At 37.7% G+C, this 25814-nt stretch carries 27 protein-coding genes; 4 read left to right on the forward strand and 23 right to left on the reverse strand.

Going from position 1 to position 25814, the window contains the following annotated elements:
* Positions 1-45: 45 nt before the first annotated feature.
* A complete protein-coding gene (locus BZZ03_RS00690; RefSeq protein ID WP_019293156.1) occupies positions 46-657 on the reverse strand; it encodes an alpha/beta hydrolase in 612 nt (203 codons plus the stop codon).
* A gap of 320 nt (positions 658-977) precedes the next feature.
* Here BZZ03_RS00690 and BZZ03_RS00695 point away from each other — a divergent pair, with 320 nt between their 5' ends.
* Positions 978-1439, forward strand: coding sequence for a DUF2798 domain-containing protein (locus BZZ03_RS00695; protein WP_086582054.1), 462 nt, complete (start codon positions 978-980; stop codon positions 1437-1439).
* Between the two features lie 225 nt (positions 1440-1664).
* Here BZZ03_RS00695 and secG read toward each other — a convergent pair whose 3' ends face one another.
* The 18 genes from secG to BZZ03_RS00785 form a co-directional block, all read right to left on the reverse strand.
* The gene (gene secG / locus BZZ03_RS00700; protein ID WP_004258115.1) at positions 1665-1913 is read right to left on the reverse strand and encodes a preprotein translocase subunit SecG; all 249 of its coding nucleotides are present in this window, start codon (positions 1911-1913) and stop codon (positions 1665-1667) included.
* Between the two features lie 113 nt (positions 1914-2026).
* Positions 2027-2947 carry a thioredoxin-disulfide reductase gene (gene trxB / locus BZZ03_RS00705; RefSeq protein ID WP_004258118.1) on the reverse strand — a complete coding sequence of 307 codons (921 nt, stop codon included), beginning with the start codon at positions 2945-2947 and terminating at the stop codon, positions 2027-2029.
* Positions 2948-3017: 70 nt separating this feature from the next.
* The gene (locus BZZ03_RS00710; RefSeq protein ID WP_004258121.1) at positions 3018-3245 is read right to left on the reverse strand and encodes a DUF4059 family protein; all 228 of its coding nucleotides are present in this window, start codon (positions 3243-3245) and stop codon (positions 3018-3020) included.
* Positions 3238-3999 (reverse strand): amino acid ABC transporter ATP-binding protein, encoded by a 762-nt coding sequence (locus BZZ03_RS00715; RefSeq protein WP_061413248.1) that lies wholly within the window; start codon positions 3997-3999, stop codon positions 3238-3240. The genes BZZ03_RS00710 and BZZ03_RS00715 overlap by 8 nt, the downstream gene beginning before the upstream one ends.
* Positions 3996-4883 carry an amino acid ABC transporter permease gene (locus tag BZZ03_RS00720; RefSeq protein ID WP_004258125.1) on the reverse strand — a complete coding sequence of 296 codons (888 nt, stop codon included), beginning with the start codon at positions 4881-4883 and terminating at the stop codon, positions 3996-3998. The genes BZZ03_RS00715 and BZZ03_RS00720 overlap by 4 nt, the downstream gene beginning before the upstream one ends.
* 142 nt (positions 4884-5025) lie before the next feature.
* On the reverse strand, positions 5026-5883 hold the full coding sequence (locus tag BZZ03_RS00725; RefSeq protein WP_017369767.1) for an amino acid ABC transporter substrate-binding protein: 858 nt from the start codon (positions 5881-5883) through the stop codon (positions 5026-5028).
* Between the two features lie 166 nt (positions 5884-6049).
* Entirely contained in the window at positions 6050-6460 is a 411-nt protein-coding gene (locus tag BZZ03_RS00730) for a VOC family protein (RefSeq protein ID WP_086582056.1), read from the reverse strand.
* 13 nt (positions 6461-6473) lie between these two features.
* Complete coding sequence (locus BZZ03_RS00735; protein WP_086582058.1) at positions 6474-8144, reverse strand: formate--tetrahydrofolate ligase; 1671 nt, start codon at positions 8142-8144, stop codon at positions 6474-6476.
* A gap of 129 nt (positions 8145-8273) precedes the next feature.
* Positions 8274-8972 (reverse strand): purine-nucleoside phosphorylase, encoded by a 699-nt coding sequence (gene deoD / locus BZZ03_RS00740; protein WP_061413250.1) that lies wholly within the window; start codon positions 8970-8972, stop codon positions 8274-8276.
* A gap of 83 nt (positions 8973-9055) precedes the next feature.
* Positions 9056-9871, reverse strand: coding sequence for a purine-nucleoside phosphorylase (locus BZZ03_RS00745; protein ID WP_086582061.1), 816 nt, complete (start codon positions 9869-9871; stop codon positions 9056-9058).
* A gap of 19 nt (positions 9872-9890) precedes the next feature.
* Entirely contained in the window at positions 9891-10160 is a 270-nt protein-coding gene (locus tag BZZ03_RS00750) for a zinc ribbon domain-containing protein (RefSeq protein ID WP_019292125.1), read from the reverse strand.
* A 3-nt stretch (positions 10161-10163) separates the two neighbouring features.
* Positions 10164-11399 (reverse strand): phosphopentomutase, encoded by a 1236-nt coding sequence (locus tag BZZ03_RS00755; protein WP_086582063.1) that lies wholly within the window; start codon positions 11397-11399, stop codon positions 10164-10166.
* An 81-nt stretch (positions 11400-11480) separates the two neighbouring features.
* Positions 11481-12875 carry an MFS transporter gene (locus BZZ03_RS00760; protein ID WP_019293163.1) on the reverse strand — a complete coding sequence of 465 codons (1395 nt, stop codon included), beginning with the start codon at positions 12873-12875 and terminating at the stop codon, positions 11481-11483.
* Positions 12876-13035: 160 nt separating this feature from the next.
* Complete coding sequence (locus tag BZZ03_RS00765) at positions 13036-13794, reverse strand: MurR/RpiR family transcriptional regulator (RefSeq protein WP_019292127.1); 759 nt, start codon at positions 13792-13794, stop codon at positions 13036-13038.
* A 75-nt stretch (positions 13795-13869) separates the two neighbouring features.
* Complete coding sequence (locus BZZ03_RS00770; protein WP_004258153.1) at positions 13870-14451, reverse strand: hypothetical protein; 582 nt, start codon at positions 14449-14451, stop codon at positions 13870-13872.
* A 162-nt stretch (positions 14452-14613) separates the two neighbouring features.
* Complete coding sequence (locus BZZ03_RS00775; protein ID WP_061413253.1) at positions 14614-15330, reverse strand: DUF4811 domain-containing protein; 717 nt, start codon at positions 15328-15330, stop codon at positions 14614-14616.
* The gene (locus BZZ03_RS00780) at positions 15330-16856 is read right to left on the reverse strand and encodes an MDR family MFS transporter (RefSeq protein WP_019292130.1); all 1527 of its coding nucleotides are present in this window, start codon (positions 16854-16856) and stop codon (positions 15330-15332) included. The genes BZZ03_RS00775 and BZZ03_RS00780 overlap by 1 nt, the downstream gene beginning before the upstream one ends.
* Positions 16853-17302: a MarR family winged helix-turn-helix transcriptional regulator gene (locus BZZ03_RS00785; protein WP_029343317.1), complete on the reverse strand. Its 450-nt coding sequence runs from the start codon at positions 17300-17302 to the stop codon at positions 16853-16855. The genes BZZ03_RS00780 and BZZ03_RS00785 overlap by 4 nt, the downstream gene beginning before the upstream one ends.
* A 535-nt stretch (positions 17303-17837) precedes the next feature.
* On the opposite strand from BZZ03_RS00785, the gene BZZ03_RS00790 reads away from it, so the two are divergent.
* On the forward strand, positions 17838-19364 hold the full coding sequence (locus BZZ03_RS00790; protein WP_086582066.1) for a glycosyltransferase family protein: 1527 nt from the start codon (positions 17838-17840) through the stop codon (positions 19362-19364).
* Positions 19365-19411: 47 nt separating this feature from the next.
* Here the strand turns inward: BZZ03_RS00790 and gyrB are convergent, their stop codons facing one another.
* From gyrB to BZZ03_RS00810, 4 genes are all read right to left on the reverse strand, one after another.
* The gene (gyrB, locus tag BZZ03_RS00795) at positions 19412-21370 is read right to left on the reverse strand and encodes a DNA topoisomerase (ATP-hydrolyzing) subunit B (protein ID WP_019292133.1); all 1959 of its coding nucleotides are present in this window, start codon (positions 21368-21370) and stop codon (positions 19412-19414) included.
* Between the two features lie 161 nt (positions 21371-21531).
* On the reverse strand, positions 21532-22266 hold the full coding sequence (locus tag BZZ03_RS00800) for a YwaF family protein (protein ID WP_086582068.1): 735 nt from the start codon (positions 22264-22266) through the stop codon (positions 21532-21534).
* A gap of 11 nt (positions 22267-22277) precedes the next feature.
* On the reverse strand, positions 22278-22877 hold the full coding sequence (locus tag BZZ03_RS00805; RefSeq protein WP_086582069.1) for an HAD family hydrolase: 600 nt from the start codon (positions 22875-22877) through the stop codon (positions 22278-22280).
* 53 nt (positions 22878-22930) lie between these two features.
* The gene (locus tag BZZ03_RS00810; RefSeq protein WP_086582070.1) at positions 22931-23914 is read right to left on the reverse strand and encodes a dimethylarginine dimethylaminohydrolase family protein; all 984 of its coding nucleotides are present in this window, start codon (positions 23912-23914) and stop codon (positions 22931-22933) included.
* Positions 23915-24316: 402 nt separating this feature from the next.
* On the opposite strand from BZZ03_RS00810, the gene BZZ03_RS00815 reads away from it, so the two are divergent.
* Together BZZ03_RS00815 and BZZ03_RS00820 are read left to right on the forward strand one after the other, a co-directional pair.
* Positions 24317-25009, forward strand: coding sequence for a YitT family protein (locus tag BZZ03_RS00815; RefSeq protein WP_019293293.1), 693 nt, complete (start codon positions 24317-24319; stop codon positions 25007-25009).
* A 129-nt stretch (positions 25010-25138) separates the two neighbouring features.
* Entirely contained in the window at positions 25139-25777 is a 639-nt protein-coding gene (locus BZZ03_RS00820; protein ID WP_227671653.1) for a glycoside hydrolase family 73 protein, read from the forward strand.
* Positions 25778-25814: the final 37 nt, after the last annotated feature.

Raw genomic sequence — 25814 nt, forward strand, 5'->3', positions numbered from 1 at the left:
TTTTCTCGATTGGAAAGACATGTTCATGTAAGCTTATCTTTTTCTTCATGCTGCTAACCATTTCTTTGCTGCTACAAGTTCATCATTGCTTAATTGGTGACCAAAACTGGTTTTAAATACTTCCAGCTCACATTCTGTCTTTTGCAAGTCAGAAGAGAGCTCTTCCAGATTTGCTCGACTTACGATAGGATCATTGTCCGCGTGAGTCAGAAAAATTTTACTTTCATCTGCAATTACGGGTTCTTCTATATCGGTAAGTTGCATGGCATGAAAGGCTAAAACTCTATCAAATTGCATTATGCCTTTCAGTTGCATATATAGTGCAACATTCGCACCATTAGAATAACCAATCACTGCAAGTCGCGTAAGATCCAGCTGATATTTTTGTCCTAAACGTGTCACTTCTGTAGCTAACCATTGGGATTCTTGGCTCAGCGATTCCAAGTCAAAATTTTCTTTCGTAAAACCAGGACCTTTGAGTTTAAAGTAGCGGTTTATCCCTTGCTCACTGACGCGTCCACGAATGGATAAGAGAGGGTGATTGGGAAATAAGTCTTCAGCCAATGGAATCAGCTGCTCTTCATCACCACCTGTGCTATGCAAAACCAGAACAGGTGCAAGGCTTTCATCGCCGGGTTTAAAAATATAGTTGGTCATTTCATTTCCTCTTTCTGATACAGATTAGACTTGCCTATTTTTGATACAGCCTCAACATCGTTTTATGTTTTTTTTAATTTTCATTTTTTGTCCCTTTTCGTTTACGTTTGTAAACTATATTTGTATTATATCGTTTACTTTTGTAAACGTCAAGTATTTAAGATTATTTTTTCAAAAATTTTTTAGTGACTAAAATCCTGCAACTTACTTTAATTGTCCTTGAATTTTTACTTTTTTTGTTCTTTATCAAGTTTTCACTTACGAAGACACGGTCATTTATGTTATGATATAGTGCACTTAAAAAGAATGGAGAAAAAAAGATGCCTAAAAATTTTAAAGAAGAACTTGTTTTTACCGGATTAATTGCTGGAATGATGGTTTTTGGAATGACCATGTATAATGTTTTTAAAGCCAGCGGTATAAGTATGGAAAGTTGGGGAAATGTAGCTACTGGTTTTCCACTCGCTCTACTTGTCGCTGTCATACTTGATCTTGCACTTGTTGGTCCGCTGGCGAAAAAAATTGTCTTTTCTCATATCGAAAAAAAGAACTTACAGCCTTCTCCTGCGCAACTTGGTATTTTTATTTCCTTGTTTATGATTCTAGGAATGGTTACCCTTATGTCTATTTTTGGGATTATCATGGAAGGGACACCAACAACAGATAGTCTTCTTCTCTTGTATGGTAAAACATGGGCATTAAACATCGTCGTTGCACTTCCTCTTCAATTACTTTTGGTCGGTCCAAGTTCACGATTTATATTTGCGAAAATTTATCGTTAAATACCTGAAGAATACTAAAAAGTCCCTTTAAAAGATAAAGGGACTTTTTAGTCAAAAGAAAAAACTCTCCAAGTTGAAGAGTAAATTGAAATTATGAAATTATGTATTTAAATTGTATCAAAAAATTTACACTAGTGGTTAACATTTGTCTATAAATTTTTCTTTTTAAATAAAAAAAGCGGTCCATTATTTTTCGACCGCTTCATTTTGCATATTGTCATTCTTTTATTTCGTAGAGAGAACGACCAAGATGAAACCAAGTACAAGCCAAATACCAATAGTAATACCTGTAAAACGTTGCATCACAGCCTCAAAACCACGCGCTTTACGTCGTTCAAATAGCTCGCCTGAACCACCTGAAAAAGCATCAGCAGCACCATCTTGTTTAGAAGGTTGCATCAAAATTGAAATAACTAAAATTGCAGAAATAACCAACATAATGACGAGTAAAACGTCGTAAATTACTTTATCCATATATACTTTTCTTCCTTAATCAGAATTACACTAATAAGATTATAACACATTTGCTACTAGAATACGAACGATAAAAACAAAAAAGAACGGCAGTAATGCACGTTCTTTTTTGTTTAACCTTCTACATATTTGTAAGCTTCTTGAGCTGCTTGGGCTCCATCACCTACTGCAGTAGTAATTTGGCGGAAATCTTTTTGACGAACATCACCAACGGCAAAGATACCTGGAATGCTTGTCTTCATCGTAGCATCTGTGATAATCCAACCTTCTTCATCTGTAATACCTAAATCACGAGCAAATTCAGATACGGCATCCAAACCTACATAGATAAAGAGACCACCGAAGTTGGCTTCTGTAACTTCACCTGTCTTAACGTTTTTATAACGTACAGATTCAATTTTACGTTCATCACCTTTGATTTCTTCAAGAACAGAATCCCAGATAAATTTTATTTTATCGTTAGCAAAGGCGCGTTCTTGAATAATTTTTTGCGCACGTAATTCGTCGCGTCGATGCATAATTGTTACTGTTTTACCAAAGCGAGTTAAGAAAATGGCTTCTTCAACAGCGGAATCACCACCACCAACAACCAAGATATCTTGATCACGGAAGAATGCACCATCACAGACAGCACAGTAAGATACACCACGGGCACCGTATTCTTCTTCTCCAGGAACTCCTAACTTACGGTGATTTGCTCCTGTCGCAATGATGATTGATTTTGTTTCAAATACTTCTTCTTCAGTATTGATTGTTTTAGTTGCACCATTATCGACGATTGATGTGACAAAGCCATAAGCATTTTCAACACCAAGATCAGCTAAAGGCTCATACATTTTCATTGAAAGTTCAGGACCCATGATTTGACCATAGCCTGGGTAGTTTTCAATTTCTGCTGTATTATTCATTTGCCCGCCCGGAACACCTCGTTCCAAAAGCAAGGTTTTCATTTCACTTCTAGCGCTGTACATAGCTGCGGTCATGCCTGCAGGCCCTGCACCGATAACTACTACATCGTAAATTTTTTCTGTCATAATTCACCTCTTCAAGTATAGAACCATTATAAATTCTCTTTTGATTATTTGCCATTATTTTGATTTACAATCATCTGATTCTTAAAATAATCAGTATACCAACAACTGCAAAACTCAAAATCGGAATCGTCAAAATATCCACCAAAATAATGTCAAATAAACGATTGCGCCAGACATTTCGGGGTTTATGATGATTACGGAGCCAATAGATAAAACCGTACAAAAGACTGAGTAAACCTACAACTAAAAAAGAAATGAGTAAACCTTTAAGATAAAACTGTAAAACTAAATTAATCATTTGAACTTCCTATATCAATGGTTTTAACATGACGAGAGAGAAACTCACTCGTCCGCGGATTTTTAGGATGATGGAACACTTCCTCAGGGCTACCTTCTTCAATGATTTTACCCTTTTCAAGGAAGAGTACTTTTGTAGCAACATTATAGACAAAGTCCATCTCATGACTCACCAAAACCATTGTTTGTTTATTTTTAGCTGCATTGAGAATAGTGTCTTGTACCTCGCCAACAAGTTCCGGATCAAGCGCTGATGTCGGCTCATCAAGCAAGAGCAAAGTTGGCTGCATTGCCATCGCTCGTGCTATTCCTACACGCTGTTTTTGACCGCCGGATAAGAATTTTGGATAGTAATCCATACGATCTTCAAGACCGACTTTTCTTAAATTTTCCTCAGCAAGCTTCTGTGCTTCTGCTTTGGACATTTTCTTAACTTGAATTAAACCTTCCATCACATTTTGGAGGGCTGTACGACGTTCAAAGAGATTGAACTGCTGGAAGACCATTCCTGTTTTGCGACGAAGCTCAAGAATTTCTTGTTTACTGATATGTTCAAAGTCGACTTTAAAATTATCAATTTCTAACTGTCCACTGTCTGCTTCTTCCAGATAATTAATAGAGCGTAAAAATGTTGACTTACCGGCACCTGATGCACCAATAAGCGCAATGACATCACCTTCATTAATTTCCAGATTAAGATTATCAAGAACAACATTACCTGCAAAAGATTTACTTAAATTTGAAATTTTTATCATTTGTTGGTCACCCCATTATCAAAAGGATTGCGTCCAAGTGAGATTTTCCGCGCTGCTTTAGGCATTTTGATTTCCAGTTTGCTTTCAATCTTACGAATCAAGATTTCCAGAACGATACAGATTGGCCAGTAAATTAAGGCCAGAGCCAAATAGGTTTCAAAAAGACGGAAGGTTGAACCGCCAATTATTTGGGCTTGAGCGGTCATTTCGACTACACCAGCAACAAAAGCGAGTGAAGTTGATTTGAGTAAGCCAATCAAAGCATTGCCTAATGGCGCTGTTGCAACAGAAGCTGCTTCAGGTAAGGTTACACGCCAAAAAACTTGAAAATTTGTCATTCCTAGGGAGCGTGCTGCTTCGATTTGACCTTTATCTACTGATTGAATGGCTGAGCGAATTGTTTCTGAATTATAAGCACCTTCGTTAAGGGCAAAAGCCACAATCACAAAGAGCATAGCAGGAACCGAGTTAACTGTATAATTTGTTCCGTAATTCATATTGATTGCTTTAAGAATCAAGGGAATCCCTGTATAAGTTAAATAAAGTTGTACCAGAATTGGTGTCCCACGTGTAAAGGAAACAAACAAGGCACGTAACTGATCTAAAATAGGAATTTTATTTATTCTGACAAGTGCAAGGAGCAATCCCAAAATAAGACCAAAGAACATTGCGATAAGTGTCATCTGCAATGAAATAGGAATCATTTTAATGATTGGTACAAAGGCTGCTGTAAAGTCTTTCCAACTAAAAATTTTGGTGAAAAACATCGTCCAAAATTCGTCAAAACTATATTGCCCTTGCATGATTAAAAAGGGAAGCATAGGCAAAATAATCAACAGGAGCAAAACTCCCAAGCCTAAAATTATTTTTTTATTTTTATTCATTTTTATTCTCTTCATCAAAGAAAGCTGTCTGAACCCCTCACTCGTGCCACAAGCATTTGTGTGTGAGAGACTCAGGGACAGCTTTTACACTACTCCTACTATTATACAAGAAACTAAAAATTTTTTCTTGTCTGTGAAATATTTATTTAAACTTGCTTGCTTCAGGTACAAAATCTCCATCAAAGAATTTTTCTGAAAGTTTTTTCAAGGTACCATCTTTTTCAAGCTCCGCAAGTACTTTGTTGACTTTAGTTTGAAGTTCTTTGCCAGCATCATCTTTTGCAAAGAGGAAATACTCATAACCGTCATGTTCAGGATCACCTGTTGAAGTATCGATATCTTGAATTTTCAAGCTATCAAACCCTTGATCCTTAATACTTGATTGCAGAGAGATTTTATCATAAAGCATGAAATCAATCTTCCCAGATTCAATCTGGTTAAAGCGTGTATTGATAGATGTGCTATCTGAAGAGTAGCTGATATTTATTTTCTTATCTGGGTGCGCATTGTTCCAATCATTGATAATCTTTGTATAGTTAGAAGCTGGATTACCGATTGTACTTTTACCTGCAAGATCTTCTAGGGTTTTATAATCACCATCTTTCGTTAATACTGCATTATTCGATTTAGAAATTGGTGATGAAAAATTATATTTTTCTGCACGTTCTTTTGACCAACCAAAATCATTGGCTCCCATCTGATAACGTCCACTGTCCAAACCTGGAACAATCCCAGAAAAGTCAACCGCTTGATACGTTACTTTATATTCAGGTAACTTATCAAAGACAGCACGTGCAACCTCAATGTCATATCCTGTTAAATTTCCTTGATTATCAGAATAGGTAAAGGGTTTAGTTGCTCCATCTGTAGCTACAACAATCTCCGTTTGCTTGGTTTTTGATTCTTCTTTACTTGATGAACCACCATTACTGCAAGCAGCTAAAGCTCCTGCGGCGATAAGCGAAACGAGCGCGAGTGAAAGCTTCAGTGACTTTTTCATAGTAATGTTCTCCTTAATTTTTTGATATTTAAAGTTTATCACGCTCCCTATTGGTTTGTCATATTATTTGTTTATCGAGGGGTTAAGATTTTTTTATGCCGGCATTTTATTTATTTAATATCAGCAAACAAAAAAGTTATCCGCAAAAAAGGATAACTATTTCTCTTTATTTCCAGACCGGTTGCCATGTAATGCCAAATTTGTCAGTGATCCAGGCACATTTACGAATATCTCCTACAGCTTCCGGCCCCATCATCACGCTTCCTTGGTCTGCTAAAGCTGCAAAGATTTCATCAAATTCAGCCTCGGTCGCACAGTCCAGAAGAAGGGAATTTGACCAATTTGGTGTTGGTGCTGCATATTCTTTTTGCATATCAAGAAAGAAAAGTTCTGTCCCTTTTATTTCCAAACTTCCATATAAAACAAGTTCTTCTTTCAGCTCAGAAAAAGCTGGGTTTTCATGATAAAACTCCATCCGTATAATCTTTGTGTCTGGCAAAACTTGAGCATAAAAAGTCATCGCTTCCTTGGCCTTACCATTTAATGTAATAAAAGGGGTGAGTTTTGCTTTTACCATCGTTCTCCTTTGCTTAAAACAAACCAGTAATTTTCCCGGTTTCGTCAATATCCATATTTAAAGCCGCTGGTTTTTTAGGTAAGCCAGGCATAGTCATCACGTCACCTAACAAGGCCACGATGAATCCTGCTCCAATCTTTGGCACCAACTCACGCACGGTAACTTCAAAGCCTTCTGGTGCTGCCAGAAGTTTAGGATTATCAGAAAATGAATATTGTGTCTTCGCCATACAAACAGGCAACTTATCCCAACCATTCTCCTCAATTTCTGTTAATTGACGCGCTGCTTTTGCAGAAAAATTAACTTTCTTGCCACCATAAATTTGTGTCACAACTGTTGTAATCTTGCTCTCTACCGATGCTTCTAAATCATAAAGATAATGGAACTCTCTTGCTTCCTGCGTGAAAATACTTGTTAGTTTTTCGGCTAAATCAATTCCACCTGCGCCGCCCTTTTCAAAGACTTGTGTCAAACTCACAGCAACACCTTCTGCTTCAACAAGTCGTGTTAACTCAGCTATTTCCGCCTCAGTATCGCTGGCAAATTGATTAATGGCTACAACGATTGGCGCACCATAGCTCGCCATATTTTTAATATGGCGTTTCAGATTTGCAAAGCCTTGGGTAACGGCTGCAACATTTTCGCCAGTTAGTTCCGTTTTAGCTACACCACCATGCATTTTCAATGCACGAAGAGTAGCAACAATTACAATAGCATCAGGGGTTTTTCCCAGTTGACGTGTTTTGATATCAAGGAATTTTTCGCCACCTAAATCTGCTCCAAATCCAGCCTCTGTAATAGTTACATCTGCTAATTTTAAGGCTGTTTTTGTGGCTAAAACAGAGTTACAGCCGTGAGCAATATTGGCAAAAGGACCGCCATGTACTAATACGGGTGTCCCTTCAATAGTTTGGGCCAGATTTGGCTTAAGTGCATCTTTCAATAGGACTGTAATTGCACCTTCAATCTCTAAATCACCCACAGTGACCGGCTGACGATCATAAGTATAAGCCACAACAATACGTGAAAGACGTTCTTTCAAATCTGTCAATGAGGTAGCCAAACATAAAACAGCCATAATCTCACTGGCTACCGTGATATCAAAACCGTCCTCACGGGGCACACCATTAACTACACTGCCTAAGCCAGCAACAATATGACGAAGCTCGCGGTCATTCATATCTAAGACACGTTTCCAAACAACACGACGACTATCGATGTTTAGAGCATTTCCTTGGAAGATATGATTATCTAAAAGTGCTGCAATAGCATTATTCGCTGTTGTCATGGCATGAATATCGCCTGTGAAATGCAAGTTAATATCTTCCATCGGAAGAACCTGAGCATATCCTCCACCTGTTGCACCACCTTTTATCCCCATCACAGGGCCCAATGAAGGTTCACGTAGCGCCACCATTACCTTTTGGTTCAAGCGTGCAAAGGCATCTGCTAGTCCAACTGTCACCGTTGATTTTCCTTCACCAGCAGGAGTTGGGTTAATGGATGTAACCAAGACAAGTTTTCCCTCAGCATTATCCTCAAACTTTTTAAGGCTTTCGAGTGGTATTTTTGCTTTATATTTTCCGTAAAGTTCGATATCTTCAAAACTTAAACCAATTTTTTCAGCGACGTCTGTGATAGCTTCCATCTTGCATTCTTGTGCAATTTCGATATCTGTTTTCATCTTTTAAATAACTCCCTAATCTCCATAACTTTCTTATCATTTTAACAGAAACATTTGGAAATTTCCTTTGCAAATGCTAAATTTAATAATTTTACCCTTTGAATGTTCGGCTTTAACTTTTACTTTTTCCTAAACAATAAGTGTTTCAAGCCCTACACGCATCATATCAGTAAAGGTAGTTTGACGTTCTTCTGAACTTGTTGACTCTCCCGTCACTAGACTATCAGAGATGGTCATGATTCCTAATGTTTGGACATTATGCTTTGCACCCAAGTAATAAAGAGCTGCTGCTTCCATCTCTACTGCTTTTACGCCCAATTTACCTATAGCCAGCGTATCAATATCACTGTAGAATAAATCAGCCGAAAGAACATTTCCTACATGGGTTGGAATATTTAAGTTTTTCGCAATGTGATAGGCCTTATCTAACAAATCAAAATCAGCAATTTGCGGCAAATCAAACTGTGGCCAGTCATTTTTAATAATGCGTGAAGTTGTGGCAGCGCCTTGTGCCAAGACTAAATCTCGTACATGCACATCTTCATTTAGCGCACCTGCTGTGCCTACTCGGATTAATTTTTGCACGCCGTATTCGGTGATTAATTCATGTGCATAGATGGAGATTGATGGCATTCCCATGCCTGTTCCCATAACTGAGATACGGTGTCCTTTATAAGTCCCTGTATAGCCCAACATGCCTCGCACATTATTAAATTGTTGAGCATCCTCGAGAAAATTCTCAGCAATAAACTTGGCACGCAATGGATCGCCTGGCAAGAGGATTTTATCTGCAATTTGACCTTTTTTAGCTTCGATATGAACTGACATAGTTACTCCTTATGTTTAGGTTATTTTGGTGCCAGCTTTCTTCACTAAAAAAAGAAAACGCTAACACGTTTTCTCTTATTTTATCACATTTTCACTAAAACATTCTTAACAAGTGTTTTAAATGTTTCTTTCACACGTTCTGTTGTCTCAACAACTTCAGCGTGATTAAGTTCACTTTGCATTCCTGCAGCTAAGTTAGTAATGCATGAAATCCCTAGAACACGCATTCCTGAATGAACAGCCACAATAACTTCAGGAACAGTTGACATACCTACGGCTGAAGCTCCCATCGTGCGAGCCATATGAATTTCTGCTGGTGTTTCGTAAGTAGGTCCGGTGAAGCCCATGTAGACCCCTTCTTGAACTTTAGCTGACATTTCTGCTGCTGTTTCCTTAGCAAGCTCTTGATAGGCTTTGTCGTAGGCTTGTGACATATCTGGGAAACGTGGTCCGATTTCATCATCATTAGGGCCAATCAATGGGTTTGTTCCCATGAAGTTGATATGATCGTTGATGATCATCAAGTCGCCAGGTGCGAAGTCTTTATTTACTCCACCTGCAGCATTGGTAACAATAATTGATGGTGTACCAAGAGCTGAGAACACACGTACAGGATAAGTCACAACTTCCATTGTATTTCCTTCATAGAAGTGGAAACGCCCTTGCATAGCAATAACTTTCTTACCAGATAAATCACCATAAACGAGTTGTCCAGCATGACCAACAACTGTTGAAATAGGGAAGTGAGGGATTGTTTCATATTTGATAATAACAGGATTTTCAATTTCTCCTGCTAATTCTCCCAAACCTGATCCCAAGATAAGAGCGACATCAATAGCGCCAACACCTTGATCTTTGAGGTATTTTGTCGTTTCAGCTAACTTCATTTTCAATTCCATTTTTGTGTTCCTTTAATTTTTATTTTTTCCAGCGCTTCAAGCCCTTTATTTGCATCGGGTAAAGTGTCTTGAGGAGCCATTTTTTAATTCCTGATATTTCCAGTTGTTCCAAGGCTTTACTTCCTAAAGCAATTGTTTCTTCCAAAGTAATATTGGGTTGTGTCCAAGAGCCATTCTGGTAGCAATATCTACAATATTCGGTAGCTGCTTGGCCGTTTCTTTCCGTTCCAAAATCGACCGCTTGTGCTAAAGGCATACCGCAAGATTGACAAAAAACTTTTTTAGTCATGAATTAGACCAAGCTTCCAAGGAAGGACTCCCCGATTTCAGCCTTGTCAATATTAAAATTATCTGCAATAGTAGCAGAGATATCCGCGAAGTGGCCCAAAGGTAGAACTTTTGGTTCTTTCAATGAAGGTGAGAAGATAACAAGTGGAATATATTCCCGTGTATGGTCTGTACCTACATAGCTTGGATCATTCCCGTGATCAGCTGTAATCATTAACAAGTCATCTTCATGCATGGCTTCAAGAATTTCAGGCAAACGTCCGTCAAAGTCTTCGATCGCTTGTCCATAACCTTCTACATCACGACGGTGACCATATTTCGCATCAAAATCAACCAAGTTCGTAAAGCTAAAGCCTTCAACGAATTCTTCTTTACGCATTGCTTTGAGAAGACGATCGACACCATCCATATCGTTTTTATTATGTCCCATATCATATTTCACACCAACTGTGTTGAAAATATCAGAGATTTTACCTACTGAGTATGTATCTACGCCAGCATTATAAAGTTTTTCTAACACTGTTTCGTCAAATGGGCTCAAGGCATAATCACGACGGCCATCAGTACGTGTAAAGTTCCCTGGTGTACCCACATAAGGACGAGCAATTATACGACCAATCATAATACCAGAACCTTCCAGTGTGATTGAACGCACGTATTCGCAAATTTTGTACAATTCTTCACGAGAAATAATATCTTCGTGTGCCGCAATTTGTAACACAGGATCAGCTGAAGTATAAATAATCAACTCGCCTGTTTCCATTTGACGTGGTCCAAAATCATCGATAACAGCTGTTCCAGAATAAGGTTTGTTGGCTTCACGAATGACTTTACGGCCTGAAAACTCTTCAATTTTTTGAAGGAGATCTTCAGGATATCCTTCCGGATATGTTGGGAAAGGAGTTTGAATATTCAAGCCCATGATTTCCCAGTGCCCTGTCATTGTGTCTTTACCTTTAGAAACTTCTTGTAACTTGGTCACATAAGCTTTAGGCTGATCAGCAGCTGGAATAGTTTTTAGGGCTGTATCGCGTGGGATATTGCCCCAGCCCATTTCTTGAAGATGAGGAACATTTAGACCACGGATTTCTGAGATGTGACCAATTGTATCCGAATTCACATCATTTACTGCTTCGTGTGTTTCTACATCGTGGTTGAAAAACTTATCTGCATCTGGTGCAGCACCGATTCCAACGGAATCCATAACTACGAGGTGAACACGATTAAATTTCTTAGGCATATTATTTTCTCCTTACTTAGTGAACTTCTATATTATCATTATAAACTATTTAGTGATGAATAGGTTTCCAGAGCTAAACCTTCATGCAGAAAAACTTTTCTCGTTCGGAAGTTGCCCTTTGATGAGAAAAACGAAAACTGCTAAAGCCGCAATGGCTACACATGCAATCATGAGAAGAACTTCACTATAATGTCCTTTGACGGTTGCCGCAAAAACATGAAGATTTACACCATCAATAAAACGTGAAGAATAAGTAAACCCGATTGACATTGCAATATTGATGCAAAGATTGTAGAAACCAATTGCTGTTCCTTTATTTTCTTCTGGCATTTTTTCCAAACTTGTGTGCATAAGTGGTGCATACATCATGGCAAAAGCACATGAACTTAAAATAAGTAAGCCTGTGAAAAGGAAAACTGAGGCTCCCATGAACAATGCAGCAAGCACAATTGTCACCACAATAGTCACCATTGAAACAATAACGGCTTTAAATGAATTAAGTTTGGAAGCAATTGCTCCTGAAAGACTACCTACAATCGCAGCTGCTAAACATGCAGGAATAAACATCAAAGATACACTATCTAATTGCATTTGATACACATTTGTAAGCAAAAATGAAAATGTATTCAAGGTAAAGGCAGCTTGTGTCGAGTAGATCAAAAGTGCAGCAATCAAAGTAAAGACAAACAATTTGTTTTTGAAGAAGTCAATCGTAATAAAAGCATTTTTCTTTTTCGAAATATAAAGTAAGAAAACAATTGTTGCCAAAATAAAACCAATCAGAACAAGCCACGAGAAGTTGGTCAGGTAAACCATTGCAGTAACAGCAACAGCTGCAACAAGCATAATTCCCATCACATCAATATATTTTTTCTCACCAGATTCTTTGGGAAGATATTTTAAAAGGAAGGGGATAACCAATAAAGAAAGTAACGGCACAAGGAAAAGTGTTTGCCAAGCCAAATGCGTAGTGATAAATCCTCCAGTCAAAGTGCCAATAACTGTCGCAATTTGAAAACTAGACGTTGAAAAGCCATAATATTTTTTTTGCTTATCTGGTGCAACATAGCGGGCTACAAAAATAAGATAGAGGGTTTCAGTAGCACCCAATCCAGCTGCCTGAATGACACGCGCAAAAACAACCAACCAGTAATTATCATGAACCAGGTAACCCATAAAGGAACCTGCAGAAATCAAAAGAATACCAAAAATAAGTAATGAACGAATACTAATACTGTCAGAAAGGGATGCATAGACGACTGCTCCCATCCCTATAACTAATCCGGCCAAGGTCACTTGCCAAGCTACTGTACTCGCAGAAACATGGAAATATTCAACCAGTTTAGGGGAAATTATTTTAAAAGAATTATCAATGACCAAAGAAAAAATCATCAATAAAAGGATGACAGGAACAGCTTTGCCCACCTGTACTTCTTGTGTTGTATTTTGCTGACTTGTAGAGAGTTGTGCTTCCACAGTTAGTCCTCCGATATGATATATTTAAGCGCTTCATGAAAACGCTATCTTTAAAGAATATAATTATTATATCTTAAACATTTCTGAAAATGTATTCGCTTTCTCATGAAATATCTTGAAAAACTTTACAAAAAAAGACAAGTTACTAACTTGTCTTCTTTTATCTGATTGTACCTTTTGCGCGATAGATAGTAAACATATCCACCATAATACGACAAATGACTTCTAAAGGTAAAATACTTCCAGCATCTCCATAGAGTTCTTCTTTCTCTAATTTACTTTGATAAGCAAGTAGATAGTAGTCACTCATTTGGGCCAATTGGCTTCGGTAGTTACTTGTCAGAACTATTACTTTTGCACCCTTCTTCTTTGCTTTTTTAGCTGCAGAAACAATGATTTTCTCCTCACCTGTTGAAGAAACGATAAGCATCATATCTTCTGAAGTCAGTTTTTCAGCATACATTTCCATATCATCATAGTAACGACTGATTGCATTTTTCCCTAGCGTTTGAAACCGATGAATCATATCATCCGCTACAGCTTCACTTGCGCCACGCGCTACTGTCATGATCATCTTCGTTTCCACTAAAGCTTTCGAAATAGCTTCCAAGTCGGCAGGGTTAAGTAAACCAATCGTCCGTGAAACTTCAATCAAGTTCTTAAAAACATATTGATTAGCCTCATCAGACAAACCAACTATCTTATTTTCTTCCGCATTAGCTCCATTTTTATTTCTTTTGAGAGAATTTTTGAAATCGGCAAAGCCATCAAATCCTCTTTTTTTGAGAGTTCGCACAATTGTGGCTGTACTCACATGTGCTTCTTCAGCAATTTGAGTAATTGACATCAATTGAACTTTTGACTTGTTTTCTTCCAAAAATTCCCAAGTATACATTTCCGCATCTGATAATTTTTCCATAGTTACTCAATTATATCATATCCAAGAAGGAAGAAGATACAAAAAAGCGCTCTTCATGAGCGCAATTGTCTGGTGTTATTCTGCTAATGATTTTAATTTTGAATTTTTAAAGACATCAATAGTATAAATTTTATTGAGGACTTTACATAAACCAAATGCAAGGTTGAAATCGACAAAGCTATGAACAATTCCACCGAAGAAGACAAGCATAAGCAAGCTATTTAAGGCTTGAGGGTTAAGATCTGCAAAACCAATACGATAAAAGGCTAAAACAACCAAGGCCTCCAATCCTGCGTGGAAAACTCCCAAAATCAGGTTAAAAACTTGTAGTTTAACTTTTTTGTCAACTAAATCTGGATTCTTCTTCAAGAACCAAGCACCAGCAGTCATTACTACAATATGAGTTGCTGCTCGCATCCAGATAAGGGGAACTGGGACACTAATAAAGAAACCAAGTGTGGTCCCAACAGCTACAAGCGCTGCTAAATAAGGGCTAAAGAACATAGCGGCCATAACTGGCACGTGTGAAGCAAGAGTAAATGATGCGGGGCCAATTACGATTTTTGCCGGCATAATCATCGGAATTAAAATCCCTAAAGCCGTAAGAAGAGCACCAATCACCAAGTTCCTGATTCTTTTTCTACTATCAGAGTTCACTTTTATAATACCAACCTTTCTATGTTCACTATTTTACAATATTTCCCAGCGAATAAAATTACAATTTAGTTACATTTCCTGTTTTTTTACGTATATTAGGGAAGAGTTCAGTTTTCTATACACTTTAAAAGAAAAAAGTCTGAATAAATTCAGACTCTCTTGTTATTCTTTAAGGCCTAGGCGTTCTTTAATCTGCTTAACTTGCAGTTTTGTGAATTCCTCTGGGCTGTTCTTTTGTAGTTCCATCATTGCTTTTGCTTGCGCAGGATTTGCTTTCAGTGCTGCTTCTTGCTGAGCTTGCATCGCTGGTACTTCTTGTTGAAGTTTTTTAGCTTCATCTTGGGTCAAGACGAGCCACGTATCCTTAGGCACGTAAGCACGCGCGTGTTGAGAAACAAGCTTTCCTTCTTCTCCGCCAATACCGAAAAGGAACTTCATAAAGTTGTCTTTAAATTTCCATTTGACTGTTGTTGTAACAACTTTGGCTTCAGACTCAGACGTCAGCTTGTAGTCTGCCGTTTTTTTCAAAGTTTCAACCATATGTTTTTGATCCGGTTGGAAATGAACTTCAGGCTCCTTATCTTCTTTGTTTGTACGGTAGACTAAAGCATAATTATTAGTATCTTGACCGATTTCTGCTTTTAAAAGCATCCCAAAGGCAGCATTAGTATCTCCTGCTGTGTAAATTTTCTTCGTTTCAGTAGAAGTTACTTTCTCCATACCCCAGTTATCTTTAATGTGTATTGTCAAAGCCATAACTGATGCTGTGAGTAGGACTAATGATAAACCACCAACAAGACCACGCCAAAATATTTTATCAATGTGGATAAAGCCGTAGAAGGTTAAAAGTGTAAATAAAACAATAAGTATGATAATCATTATTTCTCACCTCCTACTTCTTTTTTGTTTTTAACAATATGCCCTTGAAGGAAAAATGAAAGCACGAGCCCAAGGATAGCAAAGGCTAACCCTATAGCGAAAGAGGCGTGATAGCCTTTAAGCATGGCATCTAACATATCTCCTGCAAAAGCAAGTGGGTTGGACTCTTTCAAGCTTGCTGCAGGTTGTGAATTGGTAATAATATTTTGCGTAACAGAGCTTAAGAGCGCCACAACAACAGCTGAAGCAACTTGACGTGCTGTACTATTTGCTGCAGTACCATGTGCTGATTGTTCGCGTGGTAAAGCGTTCATGGCTGATGCAGTTAAAGGCATCATTACCATCGCAATACCAAACATACGCAAACCATAGAGCACAGTAATAAAGTGTTCTGGTGTTGTTGTTGTCAAAAACATAAATGGAATTGTACCAATGGCCAAAATGGTAAAACCAACACGGGCCAAGCGTTTCGCACCTACTTTATCATAAGCAGCACCCGCAAGTGGACTCACAATCCCCATCATCAAGGCACCAGGTAAGAGTGTCAAACCTGAACTCAATGGTGAAAGACCGTGGACTTGTTGCATATACAAAGGCAACATCATCTCAACACCCATCATAGCCATCATTGAAAGTGCCATAACAACGGTTGTCAAAGCAAATTGTTTATTTTTAAATACGGAAACATTTAAGAATGGTGTTTCCATATGCAATTGACGACGGACAAAGAGAGCAATGATTGCTACCCCCGCAACGATAGGTAGGATAACCGTTTGAAGATCACCCCAGCCATCGCTAGCTACATTTGTAAAACCCCATAAAAAGAGCCCAAAACCAAGAACTGATTCGACTAATGACATAAAATCTAGCTTCATGTCACGATTAGGCACAATGTCACGCATAAAAATAAGCATCAATACCCAACAAATGGCAATAACAACCATTGGAATCAAGAAGATTGTACGCCATGATTGTTCCAGAGTGAATCCTAAAATGACATGATCTTTATCTAGAATCCATCCTGCATAAGTAGGGCCAATTGCTGGTGCAAGACCTATAACAAGTCCCATAGCACCCATAACAGCACCCATTTGTTTTGGTGAGAACATATTGACCATAACAACCTGCATCAAGGGCATCGAAATACCAACGGCAATAGCTTGCATGATACGAGCTCCTAAAAAGACGCTCCATGTCGAAGTCGGTGCCGAATAGGCGACAAACATTCCAGCCAATAAAATTGCATAAGAAATCAAATACAACCAGCGTGTTGGGAATTTTGTTGTTAAATAGGCCGATACAGGGATCATAATTCCGTTTGCCAACAAGAACCATGTTGTGGCTTGTTGCCCCGTAGCTAAAGAGATATTAAAATCATTCATCAATGTGGGCATTGCTGTACCCAATGAGGTTTGCATGAGCATCCCTCCAAAAGTAGCAATCAAAATAAGTGCAAGAACAATCCCTCGATTAAATGGTTTCCCATGAATATCGAGTGGCTGATCTTTTGTTAATTCTTCAGTCATACTTTTTCGTTTTCCTCCTCAAATATTTCCATTGCTAAATCAAAAAATAGTTGGACATTTTCGACAAAACTTTTGGTGCGTTCTTCGCCCATTCGTTCAAGGATTTTCACAATACGGCTCACTGCTTCTTTTCTTGATTGCTCCGCTTCTTCACGACCTTTAGCCGTGATAGCCACTAAAATTTTACGACGGTCCGTACGAGAAATTTCACGTGTAACAAGTCCTTTCTCCTCAAGATTATTGAGAATTGTTGCTACTCGCGCTGTACTCATATTGGTTTGCTTCGCAATGTCACTAGGTAAAATTGGTGAGCCAGTATTTTTATAGAGGCCAACCAAAACGAGTTTTTCACCATGCGCATACTTACTAAAACGGCTCATAACTTCAGTTTTACTGCGACTCTTCACACAAGATAAAAAAGTTTCTGCTGCTTGATTGTAATCCATATCTTCCATTCCTAACACTATTAATTATCTAACACTGTTAGTATTATATTCTCTTTATTATCAATTGTCAAAAATTTACTACGATAAAGAAAGCTTAATCCCTCAAGGTTATCCCTCTTTTTTATTTGGGAATATTAGTGAAAAAGTTTTCATATAAAAAGAGACCTCCTAATAGTGGTCTACTTTAATGGCCATTTTTTTCGATAATACTAGTACAGAGCAAGGAGATAAAAAATAGTTTTTGAAAATCTCCAACTCTTTTTATGGAATATATGTATTATAAGTCTTGTATCTTAAGGTAAACTGAATAAAAAAGGTTAAATTTTAGCTTTGCGATATGCAGTTTAGGCACAAAAAATCATAATCATTAAAAAAAACATTGTGAACTGGAGGAGACTTATTGATATTTTAAACATAGTTTTTTTAAACGTTGATTTTTATTGGTGTTTCCATAAAATAAGGATTTAATTTCTTCGGTTTTATGATAAAATATAAATATTGGAAAATTTTAATTTTACAGGAGTGAATAAGAAAAATGGGGATGCAACACATAGATAGCGGAATAAAAAGAATACTTTTCTTCTTATTATTTTTACTTTCGTTTTATTGGCTTTTTTGGTCTGTAAGGTATATTTTTTCGGATGTTCTTCCAAGTATAAGTCACACATTCTTTTTATCACTACTTGTTTTGGGAATTGTTTCGGGAATCATCTTTTATAAATCTCTAAAACCCTTGGTTATCAAGATCTTCAAACTCCTTTATACTTATCGTTATTTTGTTATCGGAATACTTTTCATAGGTCAGATTGTGATATCTGTATTTGCCCAATGCCTTCCCAACGGAGATGCTTCTATTCTATATAAGGTAGCAACCGCTCCACCAACACACAGTGGTTCATCCATTAGGTACTTCTCCTTATTTCCGAATAACTTTCTCATTTTTATCACCTTTAAAATCTTGAACGGCATTGTTACAGCCCCGCACCTTATTTTAACCGTGTCAATTTTAAATGCTCTACTTATTGATGGCGGTATTTTATTGCTGACTGGTCTGGCTGATCATCTGAAGGGGGAAAAATTAGCTCGAATTGTCTTTTTAGAAAGCCTATTTCTATTTGGGTTACAACCACATTTTTTATCTTTCTATAGCGATCCAGCTACCTTCTTCCTAATGGCTCTGCTGTGTTATTTAGTGATTATAAATTTAGATAAAGCTGGGATTTTTAGATGGTTTGCTATTGGCCTTCTTTTTAGTATTGCCTACAAAATTAGAGTACCCATTTTTATTTACCTTATCGCCTTAATCCTCCTGATTATCTATAGGATGATTTTCGACAAGAAACAAGTGAACCTTAAGCGCCTGTTCATTCGGAGCTTACTCCTTCTTTTAGGGATGCTCACAATGACTTTCGCTATTAATTTTTATGCGGAAAATCAAAAGTTTGTAGAATATGATGGAAAATACACTATGAGTCCCTGGTTTTTTGTAGACTTAGGCTTGACTGCTACAGGAGCAGATCATGCAGCAGTCAGTCAGGATGTTAAGTTTTTGGACGCTAAGGGTCAATTTAAACCAAGATCTGAACTGGAACCTCAACTTAAAGAGGATGTTAAAAAAAGGTTCTCGCGATTTAGTACTTTGGGTCTTATCAAACACCAAAGTACTAAATTTAAAATTTTTACACAAGATGGTAGTCTAGGTTGGACTGCAGAAAATGTTTTAAAAGAACAAAATATTGTTAAAACCAAATTTACAAACTCTAAATTTGGTCAAAAGATAAGATCAGTAATCTATGTTGGAAATCCTCACTATGGTAATTACTCCCTATACCTTCAAATCGCTTGGTCTATAATAATTTTGGGATTGGTTGCTTATTTTAAAAAATTTAGGCAGACCTCTAATTTTGAATTCTACCTGCAGATTGTATTATTTGGGGTTATTCTATACTTATCAATATTCGAAGCTGGTAGAAGTCGCTACTTAATACAATTCCTTCCAGCGATTATTATGTTATCATCAATTGGATACTTAAATTATTTTAACAATCGTCAAAACAAATAAAATCAAAAAAAAGCTCTCAGTTTTATAGCTGAGAGCTTTTTTAATTATTAAACGTCAATAGTAGAATATTGTGCATTGGCTTCGATAAATTCGCGACGTGGTTCCACACGATCGCCCATTAGCATATCAAAGATTTTGTCTGCTTCAGCGGCATCTTCTACAGATACACGCGCCATGAGGCGGGCATCTGGATCCATAGTTGTTTCCCAAAGTTGGTGGTCATCCATTTCTCCTAAACCTTTATAACGCTGTACTGTTGGTTTAGCACGACCTTGAGACCATTTTTCAAGTGCAAGCTTCAGCTCACGTTCTTGATTTTCCCCTGGTTGAATGTATTCTTTTGTTTCCGAACCGACTTTGATTCCGTAAATTGGTGGTTGAGCAATATAAACATAACCGGCCTCAACTACAGGACGCATATAGCGGTAAAAAAGAGTTAACAAGAGTGTACGAATGTGTGCCCCATCGACATCGGCATCGGTCATGATAACCAGTTTATGATACCGTGCTTTAGATAAATCATAGTCAGCACCAAAACCAGTTCCCATCGCTGTAAAGAGTGAACGGATTTCTTCATTTGCTAAAATCTTATCCATTGTCGCTTTTTCCACGTTCAAGATTTTACCACGGATGGGCAAAATAGCTTGAAATTCTCGATTACGGCCAGACTTAGCAGAACCACCAGCAGAATCCCCTTCGACGATGAAAAGTTCTGTTTGTTTAGGATCATTGGAAGAGCAGTCCGCAAGTTTACCAGGCAAGTTAGAAATCTCTAAACCGGATTTTTTACGCGTTACTTCACGTGCGCGTTTGGCCGCAATACGTGCCTTGCTTGCAAGAATCCCTTTCTCAACAATCTTCTTCGCAACTTGAGGATTCTCAAGCATAAAGGTTTGCAAAGCTTCTGAGAAAAGCTTATTGACGATACCAGTTACTTCACTATTCCCCAGTTTGGTTTTCGTTTGACCTTCAAATTGTGGATTAGGGTGTTTAACAGAAATGACAGCGGTCAAACCTTCACGAACATCGTCCCCAGTAAGGTTTTCTTCGTTATCTTTAAGAAGCTTTTGAGCCTTTGCATAATTGTTTATCGCACGCGTTAAAGCTGTACGGAAACCTTGTTCATGCGTACCACCTTCATGCGTATTGATATTATTTGCAAATGACATGATTGTTGAATGGTAAGTTCCTGTATATTGCATAGCAACTTCGACAGTGATTCCATCTAACTCACCCTCTGTATAGATTGGCGTATCAAAAATAACTTCCTTGTTTTCATTGATAAAGGAAACATAAGATTGAATCCCACCTTCATAGTGGAACATAGCATGATTGTCTTCTTGGCCTTCACGTTTATCGGTAATAGAAATACGCAAACCACGGTTCAAGAAAGCCAACTCACGGACACGTGTCACCAACTTATCATAGTCAAAAACTTGAGTTTCGGTGAAAATTGTTGGATCTGGTGTAAAGTGAACGACTGTCCCTCGTTTATCTGTTTCACCAATAATGGCCAAATCTTCGACGACAACACCACGATGGTATTCTTGATAGTATTTTTGACCATCTTTATGTACAGTAACGTCTAACTGTGTTGAGAGGGCATTAACAACGGATGACCCAACACCGTGTAAACCACCAGAAACTTTGTAGCCGCCACCGCCAAATTTACCACCAGCATGAAGGATAGTAAAGACCGTTTCGACCGCAGGGCGTCCTGTTTTTTCTTGAATGTCTACGGGAATACCACGTCCATCATCGACAACTGTAATTGAGTTATCAGGTTCAATAAACACTTCGATATGGCTGGCAAATCCCGCGAGCGCTTCATCGATCGAGTTATCAACAATCTCCCACACTAAGTGGTGCAATCCTTCCTTTGAAGTTGATCCGATATACATCCCAGGACGCATACGCACCGCTTCAAGTCCTTCTAAAACTTGAATTTGACTGGCATCATATTCTTCTGCCATTTTTTCAATTTGTTCTTTATTTTCTTCGTTCAAAATAATCTCATTTCTTTGAAAATACTTACTTATAATTATAGCACATTCTAGCTTTTTTTACTATATACTGCGAGCCATAAAACCTTTTACTCCATCTTAATAATTTCAGAAAAAAAGCAACTTTTCGCTGCTTTTTTGTTTAATATATTTCGTCTTTTTTCTTAATTCATCCGAACTTTCGGTGATTTTTTCCATGACCAAGGAAGATAAATAACAAGCCAAAACATCAATACAATAAAAATTAAACCTAAGATATAATAAGAACCGAACACATTATAGATGGGTTCAAGTGGACTTCCCGGAACTGGTGTCCTTAGGAAGAAAAAGTTTTGATTCCAAACTTGATTGAGGACTGCACAAATTGGCACAACAATCGCCAAAAAGGTAGCAGAGCGCCAGAGTTCACGCCATTGAGGAACAAAATCGCCTGCAATCAGACGCATTAAAACATACGAGATAAGTAAGCAATGAATCAAAAAGCTCTGCCATACAAAGACATTAACAAAATCATTGGTTACCCAGTTCGGTGTCACAAGTGCAAAAATTGCTCCAGGTAAAGTTAAGCTATACAAGAGCTCACGACTGGTTTTATTTGAACGCATTGCATCAAAAACAATAATGAATATGCCAAGTCCACACAGCTGCAAAGGCAAGTCTGCGTACAAAAATTGATGAGTCATCACTAAAATGATATCTCTAATGATTTCGAGCAACAAGGTAAACGAGGCAACGAGTAGACGTAACAGTTTACGTCTCTCGTCATTTGCGCGCAGATAAATACGAATCAAGCCAAAACTGAGCAGTGCTAGAACAGCAAGGGCAAAAAAGTGATTGGCACTAAAAAGGCCAAAGCCTGGCCCAACTGCTTTTTCATTCGATATAAGAAAAGTATTCATTGTGGTTCAGTTTACTCCATAATGTCTGATAATTTTTTGATGCTTCGCGTTGCTTGGGGATACTCCTGCAGGCTATCAAAGAAAATAGTCGCAATACCCGCTGCACGACCGGCTTCAATGTCCAAAGGACGGTCACCAATCATCACCGTCTTCTTGGGGTCTAAATTATATTTTTGTACTAAATATTTTATTGAATCTGGTGCTGGTTTACGTGGGAAACCATTATCAGCAGTAACAACTTCAGTAAAATACTGAGAAATATGGGCTGCCTCAAGAATGTCCAGTACTTGCTTATCTCTATGAGAAATCATAAAGTTTTTGCAGTTCTGGCTCACGATAGTATGCAAAAGATCAACAGCACCTTCAAACAAAATTGGCTTGTCCAAAGCTTCTGCTTCTAGTTTCCGATATGTTTCAAGAAACTGCGGTATATGACTCGCGTATTGGTCCACAGCATGTGCTGTAGAAACTTTGAGTGCTGCATAGACATCGTCATGCAAAACTACTCGTTCTTCCTTTTGCCAAAGTGCTGCAGCAAAAGCATGACTAGAATTTTCGTAATTATTAAGTAAAGTGCCACCTAAATCCCAGATATAGTTTTCGTAGTTCATTTGATAATTATATCACAGCCTAGGGCTGGCTTTCTGTTTTAAACTTATACTTCTTATTTTCTAAGTAAAGGCTGTGTGCTACATCTAAATGAACCGCCCAAGCTTCGGGATATTTTAAAATCAAGGTATTCTGGACGGATACCTCGTGCTTCAAGAGCTTCACCAATGTATTTAAATTCAGAATCTAGTATATATACCTCGTCATTTATTGGTAGACCATTTATTGCTAGCTTTGCAATATCTTCAAAAGGAACATTTATTCTATCCCAATTTTTAAGCTGTTCAGGTATACCCGTTAGAAAGGCTTCTTCACAGATAATCATTAGACCATCTCTAACTAGACTTAGAGCGCAATCAAGATGCAAAACATCATGATGAAGTTTAACCTCAATCACCTGATAGCCCCAATGTGCTAAATAAGCTTTAAGCCATAAATAGCCGTTATGATTGCTCGCTTTACCTGAATTTCCTACAAATACTGTTTTTCCTAAAACGAGGATATCGCCACCTTCTAAGAAAGGTCCCCTCTCATCCGTTTCTCCTTGTGAAGTATCTGCCATTGGAAGAGAAACGTAAAAAGCATCGCTAGAATAGGCTTGTTCAGTGAGTAAGTTTCTTACGGGTAAAACCTCGTTGCGGCGATGGAAAAAGCGCATAGACCCTTCAATCAAAGAGTCACCAATCGTAAAGAACGGGTCACGTACAAAAAAGTTTGCAGCACCATAGACTTTTCCTTGTTCTTTCTCATAATCCGTGAGAAGACGTGGTCGCAAAACTTCAATATCATATTTTTCTAACAAAGCTTGTAGATTAGTACGCTCTGCTTCCCATTTTCTTTGTCTTTCAGGAAATACTTCTGCATAATTTTTTCCACTGGTGTCTTTATTATTAAACATATCAAGAACATCATCTTCAAGGAAGGAGCCATCATCATTGGTATGTTCTTCGTGAGGTAAGATAAATTCCGATTGTGTTAAAACTACACGTCTCAGTGGTGCAAACTCACTTGTAACACCTATCTCATTTGCATTGCTCATTTTTATTTCCCTCCTTAAAAACTAAATTGTTAACTAATTCTTATATTATAACATTTTGTGATTTTAAAAAGTCCTCACATTGGTGAGGACTAAAGATGTTACAAAAAGAGTATTATTTGGAATAGTTATATTATACATTCGTCTTCTTAACCAAGACTAAAAAAGACTGCTTTTTTAATGAATTAATATCTTTTTTTCTAGATTTGTCTGAATTTTTATATATTTACTATAATATAATAGTAATTTTGACCTTAAACAAGGTTTAATTAAGTTTTAAATGTAATAATAATAGTTACAACACTGATAAATATAGGCTCCTTTTAAAGCAATTACAAAGATACGAAATTATTTATTCAAAGCTTTAAGGATATCCTAGAAATAACGAACTGTTAAGGAGAACTTATGACACTTTTAGGCGTAAAAATAGATAAATATTTTATGCGGGATTTACTGATACTACTGATCGGCGTAGGACTATATGTCCTATCTGTACAGCTTTTCGTCATCCCCAACCGACTAGCCAGTAATGGCGTTGCTGGATTTTCTGTATTGATGGACTTTGTCTTTGGTGTTAATCCAGCTTTAACTTTCTTCCTCGTTAATGTGCCACTCTTTACTTTTGGCCGTAAATACTTATCTTCGCGTGAGCTTCTTCTCAGTATTCCGGGTGCAGCCGCTATGAGTGTCTGGATGATAATTTATGAAGCAATCGGAATTACAGGGATTCAGTTTTCTAATATTGTCTTTGCTGGTATTTTCGACGGAATTCTCTCAGGAACAGCTGCTGGTTTAGTCATTATTTCTGAAGGAACCTTTGGTGGAACCCTACTTCTAGGACGAATTTTAGAAGAAAAATGGAGCTTCAAAGTAGACAAAGTTTTATTTGGTGGTGATGTCATTGTTTTGAGTCTTTCTCTTCTCACATACCTTACCTTACCCAATTTTGCTGTCACATTGTTGTCTTGTTACCTCTTCAGTAAGGTCACTTTGATTGTTGGCCGTGCTGACTATCGTCAAGAACTCTTGCAACGTCTTTCATTCATACGTCTACCTCAGTTTGGTACTCAAACGATTAAAGAGCGAAATAGAAAGTAAGAAAAAAAGTTTCCAAAAATGTGGAAACTTTTTTATTTGTGTTCAAAAGCGAAGCTACTGGCATATTTTTCTAGCATAACAAGTGTTGAACCTATCCACAAATTGAGACTTTTTTGTTATACTAGTGACATGACATATGATAAAAAGCGCCGCAAGGCGACTTCTAAAATCCGAAGTTTCTTTCGCATTATTTTGCAGCTTTTGATTTTTCTCTTTGTTGCAGCTAACCTCTTGAATTTTAGAGTGATACAAACCAGTGATAATCGTAATGACACTGAGCTTGCCAACCAAGTTGAAACAATTACAGAATATAACTTCATTCGTACTATAGCACCATATGCGCAAGAATCACAAGAAAAGTATAATGTTCTCGCTTCTCTGACTTTGGCTCAGGCTGCTTTAGAAAGTAACTTTGGCCAAAGCGGACTTGCCGCAAAATATTACAATCTTTTTGGTATCAAAGCTTACGGAAATGTCCCCACAGTAACTTTAGAAACCAAAGAATTTGAAAATGATAAATGGGTGACTGTAAAAGCGCAGTTTCGCGTTTACGATGGTTGGAAAGAATCTGTCGAAGGACATGCCTATCTCTTTACTAAGGGCACAACATGGAACCCTAAGCAATATGCGAGCGTTTTAGCTGCGAAAAACTATAAAGAAGCTGCTAAAGCGGTGCAAACTTCTGGTTATGCAACTGACCCAGCCTATACTGAAAAGCTCATTCAAATGATTGAGAGTTACGGTTTAGATCAATACGATAAGATTTAGTCTTTCTTTCTCAAAGACATAAAAAACGTAGAAATAA

The organism is Lactococcus petauri (genome assembly GCF_002154895.1).
GTDB classification, from domain to species: Bacteria; Bacillota; Bacilli; order Lactobacillales; family Streptococcaceae; genus Lactococcus; species Lactococcus petauri.

What these genes read in the sequence shown, in the direction of transcription:
- BZZ03_RS00690 (WP_019293156.1), bottom strand. Translation starts at nt 657, where the DNA reads ATGACCAACTATATTTTTAAACCCGGCGATGAAAGCCTTGCACCTGTT.
- BZZ03_RS00695 (WP_086582054.1), top strand. Translation starts at nt 978, where the DNA reads ATGCCTAAAAATTTTAAAGAAGAACTTGTTTTTACCGGATTAATTGCT.
- secG (WP_004258115.1), bottom strand. Translation starts at nt 1,913, where the DNA reads ATGGATAAAGTAATTTACGACGTTTTACTCGTCATTATGTTGGTTATT.
- trxB (WP_004258118.1), bottom strand. Translation starts at nt 2,947, where the DNA reads ATGACAGAAAAAATTTACGATGTAGTAGTTATCGGTGCAGGGCCTGCA.
- BZZ03_RS00710 (WP_004258121.1), bottom strand. Translation starts at nt 3,245, where the DNA reads ATGATTAATTTAGTTTTACAGTTTTATCTTAAAGGTTTACTCATTTCT.
- BZZ03_RS00715 (WP_061413248.1), bottom strand. Translation starts at nt 3,999, where the DNA reads ATGATAAAAATTTCAAATTTAAGTAAATCTTTTGCAGGTAATGTTGTT.
- BZZ03_RS00720 (WP_004258125.1), bottom strand. Translation starts at nt 4,883, where the DNA reads ATGAATAAAAATAAAAAAATAATTTTAGGCTTGGGAGTTTTGCTCCTG.
- BZZ03_RS00725 (WP_017369767.1), bottom strand. Translation starts at nt 5,883, where the DNA reads ATGAAAAAGTCACTGAAGCTTTCACTCGCGCTCGTTTCGCTTATCGCC.
- BZZ03_RS00730 (WP_086582056.1), bottom strand. Translation starts at nt 6,460, where the DNA reads ATGGTAAAAGCAAAACTCACCCCTTTTATTACATTAAATGGTAAGGCC.
- BZZ03_RS00735 (WP_086582058.1), bottom strand. Translation starts at nt 8,144, where the DNA reads ATGAAAACAGATATCGAAATTGCACAAGAATGCAAGATGGAAGCTATC.
- deoD (WP_061413250.1), bottom strand. Translation starts at nt 8,972, where the DNA reads ATGTCAGTTCATATCGAAGCTAAAAAAGGTCAAATTGCAGATAAAATC.
- BZZ03_RS00745 (WP_086582061.1), bottom strand. Translation starts at nt 9,871, where the DNA reads ATGGAATTGAAAATGAAGTTAGCTGAAACGACAAAATACCTCAAAGAT.
- BZZ03_RS00750 (WP_019292125.1), bottom strand. Translation starts at nt 10,160, where the DNA reads ATGACTAAAAAAGTTTTTTGTCAATCTTGCGGTATGCCTTTAGCACAA.
- BZZ03_RS00755 (WP_086582063.1), bottom strand. Translation starts at nt 11,399, where the DNA reads ATGCCTAAGAAATTTAATCGTGTTCACCTCGTAGTTATGGATTCCGTT.
- BZZ03_RS00765 (WP_019292127.1), bottom strand. Translation starts at nt 13,794, where the DNA reads ATGGAAAAATTATCAGATGCGGAAATGTATACTTGGGAATTTTTGGAA.
- BZZ03_RS00775 (WP_061413253.1), bottom strand. Translation starts at nt 15,330, where the DNA reads ATGATTATCATACTTATTGTTTTATTTACACTTTTAACCTTCTACGGC.
- BZZ03_RS00780 (WP_019292130.1), bottom strand. Translation starts at nt 16,856, where the DNA reads ATGACTGAAGAATTAACAAAAGATCAGCCACTCGATATTCATGGGAAA.
- BZZ03_RS00785 (WP_029343317.1), bottom strand. Translation starts at nt 17,302, where the DNA reads ATGGATTACAATCAAGCAGCAGAAACTTTTTTATCTTGTGTGAAGAGT.
- BZZ03_RS00790 (WP_086582066.1), top strand. Translation starts at nt 17,838, where the DNA reads ATGGGGATGCAACACATAGATAGCGGAATAAAAAGAATACTTTTCTTC.
- BZZ03_RS00800 (WP_086582068.1), bottom strand. Translation starts at nt 22,266, where the DNA reads ATGAATACTTTTCTTATATCGAATGAAAAAGCAGTTGGGCCAGGCTTT.
- BZZ03_RS00805 (WP_086582069.1), bottom strand. Translation starts at nt 22,877, where the DNA reads ATGAACTACGAAAACTATATCTGGGATTTAGGTGGCACTTTACTTAAT.
- BZZ03_RS00810 (WP_086582070.1), bottom strand. Translation starts at nt 23,914, where the DNA reads ATGAGCAATGCAAATGAGATAGGTGTTACAAGTGAGTTTGCACCACTG.
- BZZ03_RS00815 (WP_019293293.1), top strand. Translation starts at nt 24,317, where the DNA reads ATGACACTTTTAGGCGTAAAAATAGATAAATATTTTATGCGGGATTTA.
- BZZ03_RS00820 (WP_227671653.1), top strand. Translation starts at nt 25,139, where the DNA reads ATGACATATGATAAAAAGCGCCGCAAGGCGACTTCTAAAATCCGAAGT.